Genomic DNA, 16,315 nt, shown 5'->3' with positions numbered 1-16,315 from the left:
CCTCTCTACAGCTGGGCGGAACGGGTAGACGGGTGCGCGGGCGCGGGCGGGCCTGCGTTGCGCGCTTGGTCGTCGCGTGGTCGATCGTTGCCGCGCGGTTGGTCATCATTGCGCGGTTGGTCGTCGGGCTGTCGATCATCACCGCGTGATCGGTCGTCGGGCTTCGCAACACCGGAGTCGGCCGACGTCTCCGAGGACCCGGCCGCGTCGCCGCCCGGCCATTCGTTGACGTTGGTGGTGTCGACCGGGTTGCGCCGGGACCGCAGCCACATCGCCGTCGCGAGGACGACGAGAATCCCGAACACCACGAGCACGCCGGGCAGGCCGCCGACGAAGTGCGCGATGGCCCAGCAGATCGCGCCTGCCAGACCGGCGAGCGGCAGCGTGAGCAGCCACGCGACGACCATCCGTCCCATCACCGACCAGCGCACCTCGGCGCCCTTGCCGAGCCCGCTGCCCAGGATGGAACCGGTGGCCGTCTGGGTGGTCGAGAGCGGCAGCCCGAAGTGCGCGGAGGTGAGGATGATCGCGGCGGAGGAGGACTCGGCGGCCAAGCCCTGCGGCGAATCGATCTCGACCAGTCCCTTGCCGAGGGTGCGGATGATCCGCCAGCCGCCGAGATAGGTGCCCGCGGCGATCGCCACGGCACAGGCCGCCATCACCCACAGCGGCATCTCGTCGTCCTTGGTGAGCGTCCCGTGCGCGACCAGCGCGAGGAAGATGACGCCCATCGTCTTCTGCGCGTCGTTGGTGCCGTGCGCGAGGGAGACCAGCGAGGCCGAGCCGATCTGGCCCCAGCGGAAGCCCTGCTCGACCTTGTCTCCGTCGGACTTCGCGGTGATCCGGTAGACCGCGCGGGTGCCGACGGCCGAGACCAGCGCGGCGACCACCGGGGCGAGCACGGCGGGCAGCACGATCTTGGTGAGCACGCCGTCGGAGCCGGACGACCAGATCACCCCGCCCCAGCCGAGCGACGCGATGGTGGCGCCGATCAGGCCGCCGAACAATGCGTGCGAGGAACTCGACGGCAGGCCGAACAGCCAGGTCAACAGGTTCCAGAGGATGCCGCCGACCAAACCGGCAAGGACGATGATCAGCAGATCGTGTCCGTCCACCGCGCCGAGCTGCACAATGCCTTTGGCCACCGTGGCCGCCACCTCGACCGACAGGAACGCGCCGATCAGGTTCAGCACCGCCGAGACCGCGACCGCGATCCGAGGCCGCAGCGCACCTGTCGCGATGGAGGTCGCCATGGCGTTGGCGGTGTCGTGGAAGCCGTTGGTGAAATCGAAAGCGAGTGCCGTGACGATCACGATCAGCAGAACCAGTAGTTCGACGGTCACGACTCCAGTGTGAGGTACCGGTCGTCCGGATTGCCATCAGGTAACCGCCTGCTGGACAGTCATTCGGATGCGCTAGCGTTGACGCCCGAGGTGGCGCCTGATGCGGTTACCGGCGTCCGAACCTGGAGCAGCCGCTCGGCGCGGGCCGGCCCGCGAGGCGCTCGTCGATCCAGGCGCTGGCGCCCGGGATGCCGCTGGTTCCGACGATCACGTGCTCGCCGAGATAGACCTCGAGCCGCACCGACGCCCCCTGTGCACACCAGTCGTCGTAGAGATTCTCGGCGCCCTCCAGCGGAACCCACACCTCGTTTACCGAGCCGGTTCTCGGCGAGGATGCGCTGGATCATCGGCGTCTCTGGTCAGACGCTCAGGGACGGTTCGGCGGCACGGCTTCGGAAGGCTCTCCCACACTCACGGCAGCAGCGCGCGGACGGACTCGATGGTGTCGGCGTCGACGGGCTCCTTGTCGGGCCGATACCGGACAACACGGGCGAAGCGCAGCGCCACACCGCCGGGATAGCGGGGACTCACCTGGACGCCGTCGAGGGCGATCTCCACCACGAGCTCCGGCCAGAGGTAGACGGTGTGCTCGTCGCGCGAGCGCTCGTGGCGCGGGAACTCGGCGGTCTGCCACTGCAACAGCGCGTCGGTAAGGCCCTTGAAGGTCTTGCCGACCATGACCGGCTCGCCGGTCATCGGATCGCGCGCGCCGAGGTGCAGATTCGACAGGTACCCGGTCCGGCGGCCGTATCCCCACTCCGCGCCGAGCACGATCAGGTCCATGGTGTGCGTCGGCTTGATCTTCAGCCAGGCGCGGCCACGGCGACCCGCGGCGTACGGCGCGGTCAACGACTTCACCATCACGCCCTCGTGCCCGGCGGCGAGCGCGCCGTCGAAGTACTCGGCGGCGGCTTCGGCATCGGGGCGGATCAGCGCGGGGATGGTGTGCTCGCCCGCCACCTGCAGCAGCGCGGCGCGGCGTTCCGAAAGCGGGGCGTCCAGCAGGTCCCGGCCGTCCAGGTGCAGGCAGTCGAAGAAATACGGATGCAGCAACAGCTCCCTGGCCGAGCTCACCGCGGGAACCAGTGGACCCGCCGCGGCGCCGGGCGGCAGCTTGGCCTCGCCGCCCGGATCGGCGGTGGCGAAGCGGCTCATGGTCTCCTGGAACGGCCGGGGCCGCCCGGAATCGGTGAGCGCCAACGTCTCCCCGTCCAGCACGACGCTGGTGCATCGGAGCCCGGTGACGAGCCGCACCAGTTCGGGCACGCCCGCGGTGATGTCGCGCAGGGTCCTGGTGAAGACGCGCACCTCGTCGCCGTCGCGGTGCACTTGAATCCGCGCGCCGTCCAGCTTGTGCTCGACGCTGACTTCGCCATCGAACTCGGTCATCGCCTCGTCGAGCGCGGCGCCCGGCGAGGCGAGCATCGGCTGGATCGGCCTGCCCACCTCGAGCCGGAACGCGGCGAGGGCCTCCGACCCGCCGGTCAGCGCCGCGGCGGCGGTGACCGGCAGCTGACCGGACAGCATGTACGCGCGCCGGACCTGATCCACCGGCACCCCGGCGGCCGCCGCGACCGCCTCGGCGACGAGCGCGGTCAGCGCGCCCTGCCGGATCTCCCCGGTGAGCAGGCGCAACAGGAACGACTGCTCGGCGGCGGTGGCCGCGCCCCACAACGCGGTCAGCAGCTCCTTACGCCGGTTCGCTGACCCCTTTCCGGCGACGGTGGCCAGCTCGTCGAAGATCTTGTCGACGGCCGAAACCGACAGTGTCGCAACCGAGGACGGCGTGCCGTCCAGTGCGGCGAGGGTGCGCCAGCCGGTGCCTATGCGACCCTGGCGCAACTCACCGGACACCCACGCCACCACGGGCGTGAGCTCCTCCGGCGCGGCCGCGCCGAGCAGCTCTGCCAGCGCGGCGATCTTCGTCTTCCGGGACCGAGTCGCGCGAACGGTCTCCGACGTCAGCACGACTTCCGAGAACAGCACCCCTCGACGGTAACCCGAGGCTGTGACATATAGCTCAGCTCCGCTGTTAATTTCGATTGGCAAGGCTGCAAAACACCCCATAAACTGGACATATGGCCAAAACGTACGTCGGCGCACGGCTGCGTCAGCTGCGCACCGAACGGGGGTTGAGCCAGGTCTCGCTGGCGCAGAAGCTGGAGATCTCGGCCAGCTACCTGAACCAGATCGAACACGATGTTCGCCCGCTCACCGTGCCGGTGCTGCTGAAGATCAGCGAAGTCTTCGGGGTGGACGCGACCTTCTTCTCCTCCGCCGACGACACCCGGCTCATCGCCGAGCTGCAAGAGGTCGTCATGGACCAGGAGCTGGGCATCGAGGCCGACACCCAGGAAATCGCCGACATGGTCTCCGCGCACCCGAGCATCGCCCGCGCGATGGTCGCCATGCACAACCGCTACCGCAACACCAGCGCGCAGCTCGCGGCCGCCACCGAGGACCGTTTCGCCGACGGCGCGGGCAGCGCCACCATCAGCAAGCCGCACGAGGAAGTGCGCGACTACTTCTATCAGCGGCAGAACTACATCCACCAATTGGACACCGCCGCAGAGGAACTCACGGCCCGCATCCGATTCCACGGCGGCGATGTGCCCAGCGAGATCGCGCGCAGGTTGCGCTCGCACGACGTGCGGATCACCGAGCGCATCGATCTGGGCGAAGGCGTGCTGCACCGCTACGACACCGAGTCCCGGGTCCTGGAGATCGCACCGCACCTGTCCGGCGGACAGCGCACCTTCAAACTCGCCGCCGAGCTCGCCTACTTCGAATGCGGCGATCTGCTCGAAAAGCTGGTGGAAGAGGGCAATTTCGCCTCCGAGGACACCCGCAAACTGGCAATGCTCGGCCTTGCCAATTACTTCGCCGCCGCGACCGTCTTGCCCTACACGCAGTTTCACGAGGTGGCCGAGGACTTCCGCTACGACATCGAGCGACTCTCGGCGTTCTTCACCCAGAGTTACGAGACGATTTGCCACCGGCTGTCCACCCTGCAACGGCCCAAGCTGCGCGGCGTACCGTTCTCCTTCGTCCGAGTCGACCGGGCGGGCAATATGTCGAAGCGCCAGTCCGCCACCGGTTTTCACTTCTCCTCCAGCGGCGGCACCTGCCCGCTGTGGAACGTCTACGAGACCTTCGCCTACCCCGGCAAGATCATGACCCAGATCGCGCAGATGCCCGACGGACGCAAATACCTCTGGATCGCCCGCACCGTCGAGCGGCGCGCCACCCGCTACGGCCAGCCGAGCAAGACCTTCGCCATCGGCCTCGGCTGCGAGCTGCGCCATGCCGGCCGGGTCGTCTACGCCGACGGCATCGACCTCGACGAGGTGCAAGCGACCCCCATCGGCGCGGGCTGCCGCGTCTGCGAGCGCGCCAACTGCCCGCAACGCGCCTTCCCTCCGCTCGGCAAGGTGCTCGACATCAGCGAGCACCGCAGCTCGGTGTCCCCCTACGTGCTGAAGTGAATTCCGCCGCCGCAGCCCAGTGAGATCGGCCCGAGCGCCACCACCATGGGCAGCGCCCGGACCGAACGGTCGCCTCTCCGGAACCCGGACTCAGAACGCCGCCTCGTCCATCTCCATGATGTCGTTGTCGATAGCGGCGAGGACTTTCCGCGTCGCAGTCAGCTGTGGCAGCACGTTCTTCGCGAAGAAGCTTGCCACCGCGACCTTTCCGGCATAGAACGACCGGTCCTTGGCGTCCGCGTCGCCGGCCAGTGCGGAGGCGGCGATTTCGGCTTGGACGAGCAGTCGCCAGCCGATGAGCAGGTCGCCGACGGCGAGCAGGAAGCGCACGGAGCCGAGGCCGACCTTGTACAGCTCGGCGGGCGACTGCTGGGCCGCCATCACGAATCCGGTGAGTGTCGCGGCCATCGCCTGCACGTCGGCCTGCGCGGTGCGCAGCAGTTCCCGCTCGGTTTCGAAGCGCCCGCTGGTGGCGCCGAGGAAGGCGGTGATCCGGCCGTCGACGTGCGCGAGCGCAGCGCCCTTGTCCCGAATGATCTTGCGGAAGAAGAAGTCCTGCGCCTGGATCGCGGTGGTGCCCTCGTAGAGCGAGTCGATCTTGGCGTCGCGGATGTACTGCTCGATCGGGTAGTCCTGCAAGTATCCCGAACCGCCGAGCGTCTGCAGGGATTCCGTCAGGTACTGGTAGGCCCGCTCCGAGCCGACGCCCTTCACGATGGGCAGCAGCAAATCGTCCACCCGATGCGCCAGTTCCGCGTCCGCACCCGAAACCAACTGCGCCACATCGGCATTCTGGTGGGCGGCGGTGTAGAGGTACACCGCGCGCAGCCCCTCCGCGTAGGCCTTCTGCATCGCCAGTGAACGGCGCACGTCCGGATGGCGGGTGATGGTGACGCGCTGCGCCTCCTTGTCCGCCATCTGCGTCAGGTCCGCACCCTGCACGCGCTCCTTGGCGTAATCCAGCGCGTTCAGGTAGCCGGTCGAGAGGGTGCCGGAGGATTTGACGCCGACCATCATCCGGGCGTTCTCGATCACCTGGAACATCTGTGCGATGCCGTTGTGCACGTCGCCGACCAGCCAGCCCTTGGCGGGGACCGCGCCGCCGAAAGTCAGCTCACAGGTCGGCGAGGACTTCAGGCCCATCTTGTGCTCGACGCCCGTCACGTAGACGCCGTTGCGGTCGCCCAGTTCGAGCGTCTCGTGGTCGAACAGGAACTTCGGCACGTAGAACAGCGACAGGCCCTTGGTCCCCGGGCTTGCGCCCTCAGGGCGGGCCAGCACGAGGTGGAAGACGTTCTCGGCCGTATCGCCCACGTCGCCGCCCGAGATGAACCGCTTCACGCCCTCGATGTGCCAGGAGCCGTCCTCTTGCGCGATCGCCTTGGTGCGGCCCGCGCCGACGTCGGAGCCCGCGTCCGGCTCGGTCAGCACCATGGTGCCCTGCCAGCCCTTCTCGTAGCCGAGGGTGGCCCAGTGCTTCTGCTGCTCGTTGCCGACGTTGAACAGCACCGACGACATCACAGAGCCCATGCTGAAGAAGCTGGCCGACGGATTGGCGCAGGTGATCATCTCGTTGACCGCCCAGACCACCGCGTTGGGCGCGGCCGTGCCACCCATGCCCTCCGGCATGCCGAGCCTGCCCCAGTCGGCATCGCGCACCGCCGCGACGGTCTTGCGCAACGGTTCGGGTACGGAGATCTCGAAGGTGCTCGCGTCGTAGACCACCGGCTCCCGGTCGGCCGCGGCGAAGGAGTCCGCGATCGGGCCCTCGGCCAGGCGCTTCACCTCGGCGAGAATCTCGCGCACGGTGTCGGAGTCGAGGTCGCCGTAGGCGCCGGTATCGAGGAGCTTGTCCAGCCCGAGTACCTCGAAAAGGTTGAATTCGATGTCACGCACGTTCGCCTTGTAGTGCCCCACCATGTCCTCCTCGACTCGCGCGCCGTGCCCACCGCTGCACCGCTCCGGCGCTTCTGACGATGTACAAATCGCAGCCTGCCGCACGGCGAATCGGCTACGCAACCGTAGGGAAAACCCGGAGCGAACACCGCACGAAGAAGTCCGCCTACCGCCTGCGCCGGAGCGAACACAGGTGCGACCGCCCCTACGGAACCGTAGGTGACCCGAGGCATATCTACGAGCCGGCTACGGACCTCACTGTCGTTCACCCATCGCTTGCCGGAAAGGATTCACACGGACGAAACGTCGGCAACGGACTCGTCACCGAGAGATATTCCGGCGCAACAACTTCTGTCTACTCTTCGCACCACGAATATGGCGTTGTATACACCCCGGTCGACAGCCGTGACCGGGGCAAACACGGCGTATTCGGCGCGGCGCGGCCAGCGCCGCCGACACCTGATGAGGAAGTGAGAGGGTCCGCCCCATGTCAGATTCTCGTGCCGCGCATCGGCATCGTTCCCACCTGACCAGAGCGCTTGCCGCCCCGACCGCGCTGGCGCTCGCCGCACTGTTGCTGACCGCCTGCGGCGCCAAGGACGACGCCGCGACCGGCTCCAACGCCGCTTCCTGCGTCGACACCTCCACCGGCACCATCAAGGTCGGTTCGCTGCATTCGCTCTCGGGCACCATGGCCATTTCCGAGGTCACCGTCGCCAACTCCACCAAGCTGGCCGTCGACCAGATCAACGCCGCGGGCGGCGTGCTCGGCAAGAAGATCGAGCTGGTGCTCGAGGACGGCGCTTCAGACCCGAAGACCTTCGCGGAGAAGGCCGAAAAGCTCATCAGCTCCGACTGTGTCGCTGCGGTGTTCGGCGGCTGGACCTCGTCGAGCCGCAAGGCCATGAAGCCCAAGTTCGAGAACCTGAACTCGCTGCTCTACTACCCCGTCCAGTACGAGGGCCTCGAGGACAGCAAGAACATCTTCTACACCGGCGCCACCACCAACCAGCAGATCGTGCCCGCGCTGGATTACCTGAAGCAGAAGGGCATCACGTCCCTGTACCTGGTCGGCTCCGACTACGTCTTCCCGCAGACCGCCAACCGCGAGATCAAGGCGTACGCCGCGGCCAACGGCATCGAGATCAAGGGCGAGGACTACACGCCGCTGGGCTCCACCGACTTCTCGACCATCGTGAACAAGGTGCGAAACGCCAAGGCGGGCGCGGTCTTCAACACCCTCAACGGCGACTCCAACGTGGCGTTCTTCCGCGAGTACACCAACGCGGGCCTGAAAGCCGCTGAGATGCCGGTGGTTTCGGTATCCATCGCCGAGGAAGAGGTCGCGGGCATCGGCGCGCAGAACATCGCGGGCCAGCTGACGGCGTGGAACTACTACCAGACGGTCGACTCCCCGCAGAACAAGGCGTTCGTCGACGCGTACAAGGCCGCCTTCGGCGCCGGCAAGCCCACTTCGGATCCGATGGAGGCCGCCTACGCCTCGGTCTACCTGTGGAAGAACACCGTCGAGAAGGCCAACTCGTTCAAGGTCGAGGACATCCAGGCCGCGGCCGACGGCGTCAGCTTCGAGGCGCCGGAGGGCCTGGTCACCATCGACGGCTCCAACCACCACATCACCAAGACCGCCCGCATCGGCGAGATCCGCGCCGACGGCCTGATCTACACGGTGTGGGACTCCGGCAAGCCCATCCAGCCGGACCCGTACCTGAAGTCCTACGACTGGGCCAAGGGCCTGTAACGACGTCCTCCGCTGCTCCCGGTACCGGCTGATGCGGAACCCACGTCGTCGCACTCCCAGCCACTTCCGGGGCGAGTCTTACGAGCCCGTTCGCGGCCGTCTCGCTTCCGAGTGGTCGAAGCGCATGCGACGAAGTCGCGAGTCTCGACCGCTCGGAAGCGAGACATAGAAGGCCGCGAACACGCGCGCGCCAGCGCGCCAACAACACAGGAGGGACCACTCATGGACGTGTTGATCGGCCAGCTCTTCACGGGGTTGAGCCTTGGATCGATTCTGCTGCTCGCCGCCCTCGGCCTCTCGCTCACCTTCGGCCAGATGGGCGTGATCAACATGGCGCACGGCGAGTTCATCATGGCCGGCTGTTACACGACCTACGTTGTGCAGAAGGTGATCTCGTCGGCGGGGGTCTCGCTGCTGGTGTCGCTGGTGGTCGGGTTCCTGGTCGGCGGCGCGCTGGGCGCGGTGCTGGAGATGGGCCTGATCCGCTGGATGTACGACCGCCCATTGGACACCCTGCTCGTCACCTTCGGCGTCGGCCTGGTGTTGCAGCAGTTCGCTCGCGACATCTTCGGCGCGCCCGCCAAGAACGTGCTGGCCCCCGAGTGGCTCAGCGGCGGCGTCACCATCATGGGCGCGGTCGTGCCGAAGACACGCATCTTCATCCTGGTCCTCGCAATTCTCGCGGTGACGGCGCTGGCGACGGTGCTGAAGACGACACCGCTCGGCAGGCGCATTCGCGCCGTGGTGCAGAACCGCGGACTGGCCGAAACCAGTGGCGTCTCCAGCCGTTTCACCGATATCGGCACCTTCTTCATCGGTTCCGGTCTGGCGGGCGTCGCGGGCGTCGCGCTGACCCTGATCGGCTCGACGAGCCCCACCATCGGTCAGAGCTATCTGATCGACGCGTTCCTCGTGGTGGTGATCGGCGGCCTCGGTCAGATCAAGGGCACGGTGATCGCGGCGTTCGCGCTCGGGCTGCTCAATTCCTACATCGAGTACGAGACCACCGCGTCCATCGCGAAAGTCGTCGTCTTCGTGCTGATCGTCGTCTTCTTGCAGGTCCGTCCGCAGGGCCTGTTCACCGTCCGGACAAGGAGTTTGGCATGACCACGCTGACCAGACACTGGCGTGAGCACTCCTCGCTGACCGCGCTCGGCGGTTTCGCCCTCGCGGCGGTCCTGCTGTTCGCGGTGGCCCCGGCGGTGCTCAGCGACTTCCGGCTGAACCTGCTCGCGAAGTTCTTGTGTTTCGCGATCGTGGCCGCGGGCATCGGCTTGGCGTGGGGGCGCGGCGGCATGCTGACCCTCGGCCAGGGCGTGTTCTTCGGCATCGGCGCGTATTTGATGGCGATGCACCTGCAAATGGCCGACGCCGCCCGGCTCGGCAACGACGTTCCCGAGTTCATGGAGATCTCGGGCATCCGCGAATTGCCCGGATTCTGGCAGCCTTTCGCGTCCGCACCGGTGGCGATCATCGGCATTCTGGTGCTGCCAGCGCTGGTCGCGGCGGTGCTCGGCTACGGCGTGTTCAAGCGACGGGTCAAGGGCGCCTACTTCGCCATCCTGAGCCAGGCACTGGCCGCCGCGCTGGCCATTCTGCTCACCGGTCAGCAGGCGCTCGGCGGCTTCACCGGGCTCTCGGACTTCCGCGCCTTCTTCGGTTTCAAGCTGTCGGACCCGGTCAATCGGCAGATGCTGTTCTTCATCGCGGCGGGCACGCTGCTGGTGGTGGTCGCGCTGGTCCGCCAGTTGATGCACAGCCGCTACGGCGAACTGCTCGTCGCGGTGCGCGATCAGGAGGAGCGGGTGCGCTTCCTCGGCTACGACCCGGCCAACATCAAGATCGTCGCGTACGTCGTCGCCGCCTTCTTCGCGGGCATCGCGGGCGCCCTGTTCACGCCGATCGTCGGCATCATCTCCCCCGCCGACATCGGGGTGGTGCCCTCCATTGCCTTCCTGATCGGCGTCGCGATCGGCGGACGCACCACCCTGCTCGGTCCGGTGCTCGGCGCGATCGGCGTGGCGTGGGCGCAGACCGCGTTCTCCGAACAGTTCCCGTCCGGCTGGACCTACCTGCAGGGTGTGCTGTTCATCGTGGTCGTCGGGTTCGTCCCGGCGGGGCTCGCGGGCGTCTGGCCGATGCTGAAAGGCGTGCTGGAGAGCAGGTTCCGGCGCACCGGCTCGGTCACTGTGCGCGAGAGCCCGCCGCCGGACGACGCCGCACCCGCCGAACAGCAGCTCGCCGAGGAGAAGGTGGAATCCCGATGACGACATCGACGAGTGAACCCAAGCTCGGCGGCAACGCGGGCATGGACAGCGAGTACCTCGAAATCCGTGGTCTCTCGGTGAGTTTCGACGGCTTCCAGGCGGTCGCCGACGTGGATCTGACGGTGCTGCAAGGCGATCTGCGCTTCCTGATCGGTCCCAACGGCGCGGGCAAGACCACGCTCATCGACGCGATCACCGGCCTCGTCCCCGCCACGGGTTCGGCGCAGAAGTCCGGGACCGAACTGCTCGGCAAGAAGGTGCACCAGATCGCCCGCCTCGGCGTCGGGCGCACCTTCCAGACCGCCAGCGTGTTCGAGCAGCTCAGCGTCCTGCAGAACCTGGATATCGCGGCGGGCGCCGGTCGTTCGCCGCTGACCCTGTTGCGCAGGCGCAAGTCCGTGCTGCCGAGTATCGAAGAGGCGCTGGAGATCACCGGTCTCGCCGCCCTGCGCGACCAACCGGCGGGCGTGCTCGCACACGGCCAGAAGCAGTGGCTGGAGATCGGCATGCTGCTCGTGCAGAACGCCGCCGTGCTGCTGCTCGACGAACCGGTCGCCGGCATGAGCGCCGAGGAGCGAGAAGAGACCGGAAACCTGCTGCGCCGCATCGGGGCGGAGCGCGTCGTGGTGGTGGTCGAGCACGACATGGAGTTCATGCGCTCGTTCGCCACCTCGGTGACGGTTCTCGCGGGCGGCCGGGTGCTGAGCGAAGGCACGGTCGAGCAGGTGCAGGCCGATCCGCAGGTGCAGGAGGTCTATCTCGGCACCGCCGCGGCCATCGGCACCGAGCTCGAAGACGAAACCACGGTGCAGAACAAGGAGTCCGCCGATGCTTGAACTGGTCGACGTCCATTCCGGCTACGGCCGGACCGAGGTGATTCACGGTGTGTCGGTAGCGGTTCCCGACGACAGCGTGGTGGCGATCATGGGCCACAACGGTGCGGGCAAGACCACGCTGTTGCGCACCGCGGTCGGGCTGCTCGCCACCAAGTCCGGCCGGATCACCTTCGACGGCGAGACGATCACGAAACTCTCGCCCTCGCGCCGGGTCAAGCGCGGCATCGCGTATGTGCCGCAGGGCCAGCAGAGTTTTCCGCAGCTCACCACCGCGGAGAACCTGCAGGTGGTGGCCGACGGGCGCAAGCGCGGCAAGGCGCTGATCGACGAGTCGCTCGACCTGTTCCCCGCACTGCGAGAGCTGTTGAGCCGCAAGGCCGGTCTGCTCTCCGGCGGTCAGCGCCAGCAGCTGGCCATCGCGCGCGCCCTGATCACCGAGCCCAAGCTGCTCATCCTCGACGAGCCGACCGAGGGCATCCAGCCGTCGGTGGTGGCCGAGATCGAGCGCACCATCATCGAATTGACGGCCAGGGGCGGGTTGAGCGTGCTGCTGGTCGAGCAGCACATCGGATTCGCTCTGCAAGCGGCGCAACGGTATTACGTGCTGCAATCCGGCCGGGTCACCTCCACCGGCGACGGCGGGGCGGGCGCGGAGACCGAAGTTCGCTCGGCGATGGCGATCTGACGCCGTTCAGCAGTCCGTTTGGAACGGATAGCAGTCGCGCGGGCGATACGGCGGCGGGGACGGGGTCACCGTGGTGGAGGTGGTCTCCTGCCCCGAATCGGGACGCGGCTCGTCCCGCGCCACCGCCGTGGCGACGACGCCGAACACCACGAGCATGCCGATCACGGCCGCTGCCACGACCGCCCAGGTCGCCGCGTGCTGGGTGCGGCTCGGCCCGCGCGGCGGCGGAGGAGGGATGCGCGGCGCGGGAGTGACGGGGACGTCGGCGGGGAGATGTGAATGCGGCGCCAGCTCGTCGAAGCCGTCGGCGAGCAGTTCGGCCCGCGAGGGCGCCGTCACGCCGAGCGCGGTGGCCGCCGAGATCACCCGATCGGCGCTCCAGCTGCGCGGACCGGCCGCGAAACCCTCCAGGTAGATACGCAATTCGGTGGCGTCGGGCACGTTGGCCACGACGACGTCGATACCGGAGCGCAGGTTCGTCCGAGCGGGGCGCACCACCACGCCGCGCAACGGAATCAGCGCGACAACGCCGCACACGTGGCCCGGATCGATCAGCGCCCGTTCGAGTTTGCTCTTGACCGCGTACACGGCCTGCTCCAGGCGTTCGGTCGGGTTCGCGGAGCTCTCGTCGTCGAATTCGGCGGGGGTGTCGCTGATCGTCCACGGCTCGTCGGCCTGCGCGCTGAGAATGCCGCTCTGGCGCCGCCGGAACCCCCTGACCTCGACCACCGTGATGCCGCGCGGGGTGATCAGCACCGCATCGATCTGACGGGTTCCGTTGTCCCCCACGTGCGCATCGATCGCCGCGAACGCCGTCGTCGGAAAGGACCTCAGGCAGTCCACGAATTCCTGCTCGGCACCGGAGAGCTGCGCTCCGGGCCTGATTTTCACCAGCATGTGCCTCGACCCCTGCTCAACCTGTTCGCACTCGCGGCGCAGCCCGCCCACGGCCCCGGCGGTCCGCACCGGTACTGATGATGCCGGTCCGCACCCGCGAAAACCACTGGAAAGCCGAAAGCGCGGGTAGGCTCGGCTCTCGGTCCAGCGCGACGCCGCCGGACCCGACCACGATGGCGTGGCGCACGGGGAGGCGCGCACAGCGCGGAAGGCGGAAGCATGGTTTCGATGTCGCAACCACGGATCGCACCGGGGCGTCTCAAAGAACTGGGTCCGGTGAATTGGGCTGTCTGGCAGGTGCTCTCCCGCGCCGCGGGCACCTCCGACGCGCACCTGTTCAGCACGCTCGGCCGCACCAAGGGACTGTTCCGCGGCTGGCTGCACTACTCGGGGCGGCTGATGCCGGGCGGGCGGCTGCCGAGGCACGAATCCGAGCTTGTCATCATTCGCGTCGCCCACCTGCGCCGCTGCGAGTACGAGATGGACCATCACATCCGGCTCGGCCGTCGCGCGGGCGTCACCCCCGAGATCTTGGAACGGCTGCGCAGCGGGCCCGCCGATCCCGGCTGGTCGGACAAGCACCGTGTGCTGCTCGAGGTGGTCGACCAGCTCGTGGCGACCCGCGACATCGACGACGCAGGCTGGGCGCGACTGGCCGCGTACTACGACGAGCGCAGCCTCATCGAGATCGTGCTGCTTGTCAATCAGTACGAGGGGCTGGCCTCGACCATCACCGCCCTGCGCATCCAGCGCGACGGGCTCTGAGCGCTCACCGTTTCTCGATCAGCCGCGCCAAGCCGTCCACTACCCGGGCCAAGCCGAACTCGTAGGCGTGATGGGCGCTGTACGCGGCGTCGTGCGCACCGCCCGCGGCGGCACCGACCCGGGCGGCCAGCGGGTACCGCTCGGCATCGAAAACCCGCTCCAGCACCGGAGCGGCCCGCTCCCACCACTGCCGATCGGTGAGCGCGCTGTCCGCGGCGGCCCGTTCGGTATCGATGGCGATGCGCGCCACCGCGTTCACGAAACCGAGCACGTAGGTGAGCGCGGCGTCCATGTCGACGTCGGTCAGGCCGAGGCCCTCGAAGGCGCGCAGCTCGTGGTCGTACTTCGCGGCGAGGCCGGGACCGAGCGGGGGCCGGGTGGTCGGCAGGTACGCCACCCACGGATGCCCGGCCAGCAGCTCCCGGTTCTCCGCCGCGATCGTCGCGACCCGCTCGCGCCAGGACATGCCGGACAGCTCGGCGCGCGGCATATCGCGGTAGACCGCGTCCAGCATGAGGTCGATCAGCTCGGCCTTGCCGGGGACATAGGTGTAGGTCGCCATCGGCGTGAGACCGAGTTCGGTCGCGACGGCGCGCATGGTGAGCGCGGCGATGCCGTCCGCGTCGGCGATGCGAACGGCGGCCGCGACCACGGCGTCCACGCTGCTGCGCTGTTTGGGGCCGCGGGTGGGCGCGGTCTCGGGCGGGACGCGCCACAGCAGTTCGAGGGTGCGCGCCGGATCGCCCGCGCTGCTGCGGTCTGCCGAGCTTCCGCGTTGGGCGGGTCCCTCGGCGCCGCGTCGTGTCGATTTCGCGCTGCTGCGTTGTGTGGATTCCTGGCCGCCGCGCTGTGCGGATTGCTTGCCACTGCGCTGTGTCGATTCTCGGCCCCCGCGCTCGGTCGAATCGCCGACCGCGTCTCCATCGCGTGGATGCTCTCGCACGCCTGACTCCTCCCGTCCGACGCCCGACCGTAACGGCGTGATCCAGCTCATAGTGCAGGCGTCCGGAAATTTCTCTACAAAGTACAGCGTACTAAGTATAGAGTTTGTTCGGAGCTCCGAGGAGGACGTATGAACATCACCGCTTCCGCCATCTCGCTCAATGTCGCCGACCCGCAGGCCTCGGCGAAGTTCGTCATCGACCATCTCGGGTTCACCGAGAGCATGTCCGCCGACGGGTTCGTCTCGCTCGAGCGGCCCGACGCCGGGATGAACCTCATCTACCTGCGCACCGGACTGTCGACCTTCAAGCCGGCCAGCGCGGCGGGCAGCGCGGGCGACGGGCTGCTCGTGGTGTTCGTGGTCGACGACATCGACGCCGAATACGCCCGCCTCCAGGGCGAGGGAGTGCCGATCGTGACGCCCATCGAGACCGAGGAGTGGGGCGAGCGGTACTTCCAGATGTCGGACCCGAACGGAATCCTCATCCAGCTCGTGCAGTGGGTATGACGACGAACGGGGCATGACGACGAACACCGGTGTGCGGTCCACGCGCGTGGATCGCACACCGGCGCAACGGTTCTCGCCTTAGGCGAGGGCGGTGCGGAACACCTCGACCGCCGACGTCGCCGGGCGGCCGAGCAGCTTCTGTAGGTCGCCGGAGTCGACGTCGAGCACGCCCGCGGCGATGCCGGTGTCCGCGTCGGCCAGCGCCTTCGCGTATCCGGCGGGCAGCCCGGCCTGTTCGAGCACGGCCGCGTAGTCCGCCTCGGCGAGGTTCTCGTAGCGCACCGGCTTGCCCGCGGCCGTCGAGATCGCCTGCGCCAGTTCGGCATAGGTGAGCCGCTCGTCACCGCCGAGCTCGTAGACCCGGCCCGCGTGGCCGTCGGTGGTGAGCACGCGCGCGGCGGCCGCCGCGTAGTCCGCACGGGACGCGCCCGCCACCCGACCCTCGCCCGCTGCGCCGTGCAGCACGCCGGATTCCACCGCGTGCGCCAGACCGCCCAGGTAGTTCTCCCAGTACCAGCTGTTGCGCAGCAGCGTGTACGGCACGGTCGCCTCGGCGAGCACGGCCTCGGTGCCGCGATGTTCCTGCGCCAGGATCAGCGGGTTCTCGGTGGCGCCCGGGATGCTGGTGTACGCGAGCAGCTGGACGCCCGCCCGCTCGGCGGCGCGAATCACGGTGGTGTGCTGCGCGACTCGCGCACCGAACTCGTTGCCCGAGACCAGCAGCAGCCGGTCCACACCCGCCAGCGCGAGGTCCAGCGCGGCGGCGTCGCCGTAGTCGGCCTGGCGCACGTCGACGCCGAGCTCGGCCAGGTCGGCCACTTTTCGCGGATCGCGCACGATCGCGACGACGGGCGTGGCGCCCGCGCGCAGCAGTTCCTCGACGACGAGCCTGCCCAGCTGTCCACTTGCCCCTGCGACGGCGACGGTCATGA

The 16,315-nt window shown here is 68.2% G+C and carries 15 protein-coding genes; 8 read left to right on the top strand and 7 right to left on the bottom strand.

Annotation, left to right across the window (positions count from 1 at the left end):
- Positions 1-5: 5 nt before the first annotated feature.
- The 3 genes from NL1_RS18650 to NL1_RS18640 all read right to left on the bottom strand — a co-directional run bounded on the left by NL1_RS18650 (position 6) and on the right by NL1_RS18640 (position 3,329).
- Positions 6-1,343 (bottom strand): inorganic phosphate transporter, encoded by a 1,338-nt coding sequence (locus tag NL1_RS18650; protein ID WP_084510732.1) that lies wholly within the window; start codon positions 1,341-1,343, stop codon positions 6-8.
- A 106-nt stretch (positions 1,344-1,449) separates the two neighbouring features.
- Positions 1,450-1,647, bottom strand: a complete 198-nt coding sequence (locus tag NL1_RS18645) for a lipase family protein (protein ID WP_067841064.1) — start codon at positions 1,645-1,647, stop codon at positions 1,450-1,452.
- Positions 1,648-1,754: 107 nt separating this feature from the next.
- The gene (locus NL1_RS18640; RefSeq protein ID WP_067841062.1) at positions 1,755-3,329 is read right to left on the bottom strand and encodes an ATP-dependent DNA ligase; all 1,575 of its coding nucleotides are present in this window, start codon (positions 3,327-3,329) and stop codon (positions 1,755-1,757) included.
- A 92-nt stretch (positions 3,330-3,421) separates the two neighbouring features.
- Here NL1_RS18640 and ramB point away from each other — a divergent pair, with 92 nt between their 5' ends.
- Complete coding sequence (gene ramB / locus NL1_RS18635; protein ID WP_067841060.1) at positions 3,422-4,828, top strand: acetate metabolism transcriptional regulator RamB; 1,407 nt, start codon at positions 3,422-3,424, stop codon at positions 4,826-4,828.
- Between the two features lie 90 nt (positions 4,829-4,918).
- Here ramB and NL1_RS18630 read toward each other — a convergent pair whose 3' ends face one another.
- Positions 4,919-6,745 carry an acyl-CoA dehydrogenase gene (locus tag NL1_RS18630; protein WP_067841104.1) on the bottom strand — a complete coding sequence of 609 codons (1,827 nt, stop codon included), beginning with the start codon at positions 6,743-6,745 and terminating at the stop codon, positions 4,919-4,921.
- Positions 6,746-7,211: 466 nt separating this feature from the next.
- On the opposite strand from NL1_RS18630, the gene urtA reads away from it, so the two are divergent.
- The 5 genes from urtA (at position 7,212) to urtE (ending at position 12,271) form a co-directional block, all read left to right on the top strand.
- Positions 7,212-8,483, top strand: a complete 1,272-nt coding sequence (gene urtA / locus NL1_RS18625; protein WP_067841058.1) for an urea ABC transporter substrate-binding protein — start codon at positions 7,212-7,214, stop codon at positions 8,481-8,483.
- Positions 8,484-8,705: 222 nt separating this feature from the next.
- Positions 8,706-9,590, top strand: coding sequence for an urea ABC transporter permease subunit UrtB (gene urtB, locus NL1_RS18620; RefSeq protein WP_067841056.1), 885 nt, complete (start codon positions 8,706-8,708; stop codon positions 9,588-9,590).
- Entirely contained in the window at positions 9,587-10,750 is a 1,164-nt protein-coding gene (gene urtC, locus NL1_RS18615; RefSeq protein ID WP_067841054.1) for an urea ABC transporter permease subunit UrtC, read from the top strand. The genes urtB and urtC overlap by 4 nt, the downstream gene beginning before the upstream one ends.
- The gene (gene urtD, locus NL1_RS18610; RefSeq protein WP_067841052.1) at positions 10,747-11,586 is read left to right on the top strand and encodes an urea ABC transporter ATP-binding protein UrtD; all 840 of its coding nucleotides are present in this window, start codon (positions 10,747-10,749) and stop codon (positions 11,584-11,586) included. Before urtC ends, urtD begins: the two co-directional genes overlap by 4 nt.
- The gene (gene urtE / locus NL1_RS18605; RefSeq protein WP_067841051.1) at positions 11,579-12,271 is read left to right on the top strand and encodes an urea ABC transporter ATP-binding subunit UrtE; all 693 of its coding nucleotides are present in this window, start codon (positions 11,579-11,581) and stop codon (positions 12,269-12,271) included. Before urtD ends, urtE begins: the two co-directional genes overlap by 8 nt.
- 6 nt (positions 12,272-12,277) lie before the next feature.
- Here the strand turns inward: urtE and NL1_RS18600 are convergent, their stop codons facing one another.
- Positions 12,278-13,168 (bottom strand): nuclease-related domain-containing protein, encoded by an 891-nt coding sequence (locus NL1_RS18600; RefSeq protein WP_067841049.1) that lies wholly within the window; start codon positions 13,166-13,168, stop codon positions 12,278-12,280.
- Between the two features lie 219 nt (positions 13,169-13,387).
- On the opposite strand from NL1_RS18600, the gene NL1_RS18595 reads away from it, so the two are divergent.
- The gene (locus NL1_RS18595; RefSeq protein ID WP_067841047.1) at positions 13,388-13,933 is read left to right on the top strand and encodes a carboxymuconolactone decarboxylase family protein; all 546 of its coding nucleotides are present in this window, start codon (positions 13,388-13,390) and stop codon (positions 13,931-13,933) included.
- A 4-nt stretch (positions 13,934-13,937) separates the two neighbouring features.
- On the opposite strand, the gene NL1_RS18590 is transcribed toward NL1_RS18595, so the two are convergent.
- The gene (locus tag NL1_RS18590; RefSeq protein WP_067841103.1) at positions 13,938-14,654 is read right to left on the bottom strand and encodes a TetR/AcrR family transcriptional regulator C-terminal domain-containing protein; all 717 of its coding nucleotides are present in this window, start codon (positions 14,652-14,654) and stop codon (positions 13,938-13,940) included.
- A gap of 351 nt (positions 14,655-15,005) precedes the next feature.
- Between NL1_RS18590 and NL1_RS18585 the strand changes: the two genes are divergently transcribed.
- Entirely contained in the window at positions 15,006-15,383 is a 378-nt protein-coding gene (locus NL1_RS18585; RefSeq protein WP_067841045.1) for a VOC family protein, read from the top strand.
- A 78-nt stretch (positions 15,384-15,461) separates the two neighbouring features.
- On the opposite strand, the gene NL1_RS18580 is transcribed toward NL1_RS18585, so the two are convergent.
- Positions 15,462-16,313, bottom strand: coding sequence for an SDR family oxidoreductase (locus NL1_RS18580; protein WP_067841101.1), 852 nt, complete (start codon positions 16,311-16,313; stop codon positions 15,462-15,464).
- Positions 16,314-16,315 lie beyond the last annotated feature (2 nt).

It is taken from the genome of Nocardia lijiangensis NBRC 108240, assembly GCF_001613045.1.
GTDB classification, from domain to species: Bacteria; Actinomycetota; Actinomycetes; order Mycobacteriales; family Mycobacteriaceae; genus Nocardia; species Nocardia lijiangensis.
This window is presented reverse-complemented; position numbering and strand designations above follow the sequence as displayed.

Bases quoted from the DNA above. Each gene is read 5' to 3' on its own strand.
- ramB (WP_067841060.1), top strand. From the start codon at position 3,422: ATGGCCAAAACGTACGTCGGCGCACGGCTGCGTCAGCTGCGCACCGAA.
- urtA (WP_067841058.1), top strand. From the start codon at position 7,212: ATGTCAGATTCTCGTGCCGCGCATCGGCATCGTTCCCACCTGACCAGA.
- urtB (WP_067841056.1), top strand. From the start codon at position 8,706: ATGGACGTGTTGATCGGCCAGCTCTTCACGGGGTTGAGCCTTGGATCG.
- urtC (WP_067841054.1), top strand. From the start codon at position 9,587: ATGACCACGCTGACCAGACACTGGCGTGAGCACTCCTCGCTGACCGCG.
- urtD (WP_067841052.1), top strand. From the start codon at position 10,747: ATGACGACATCGACGAGTGAACCCAAGCTCGGCGGCAACGCGGGCATG.
- urtE (WP_067841051.1), top strand. From the start codon at position 11,579: ATGCTTGAACTGGTCGACGTCCATTCCGGCTACGGCCGGACCGAGGTG.
- NL1_RS18600 (WP_067841049.1), bottom strand. From the start codon at position 13,168: ATGCTGGTGAAAATCAGGCCCGGAGCGCAGCTCTCCGGTGCCGAGCAG.
- NL1_RS18595 (WP_067841047.1), top strand. From the start codon at position 13,388: ATGGTTTCGATGTCGCAACCACGGATCGCACCGGGGCGTCTCAAAGAA.
- NL1_RS18585 (WP_067841045.1), top strand. From the start codon at position 15,006: ATGAACATCACCGCTTCCGCCATCTCGCTCAATGTCGCCGACCCGCAG.
- NL1_RS18580 (WP_067841101.1), bottom strand. From the start codon at position 16,313: ATGACCGTCGCCGTCGCAGGGGCAAGTGGACAGCTGGGCAGGCTCGTC.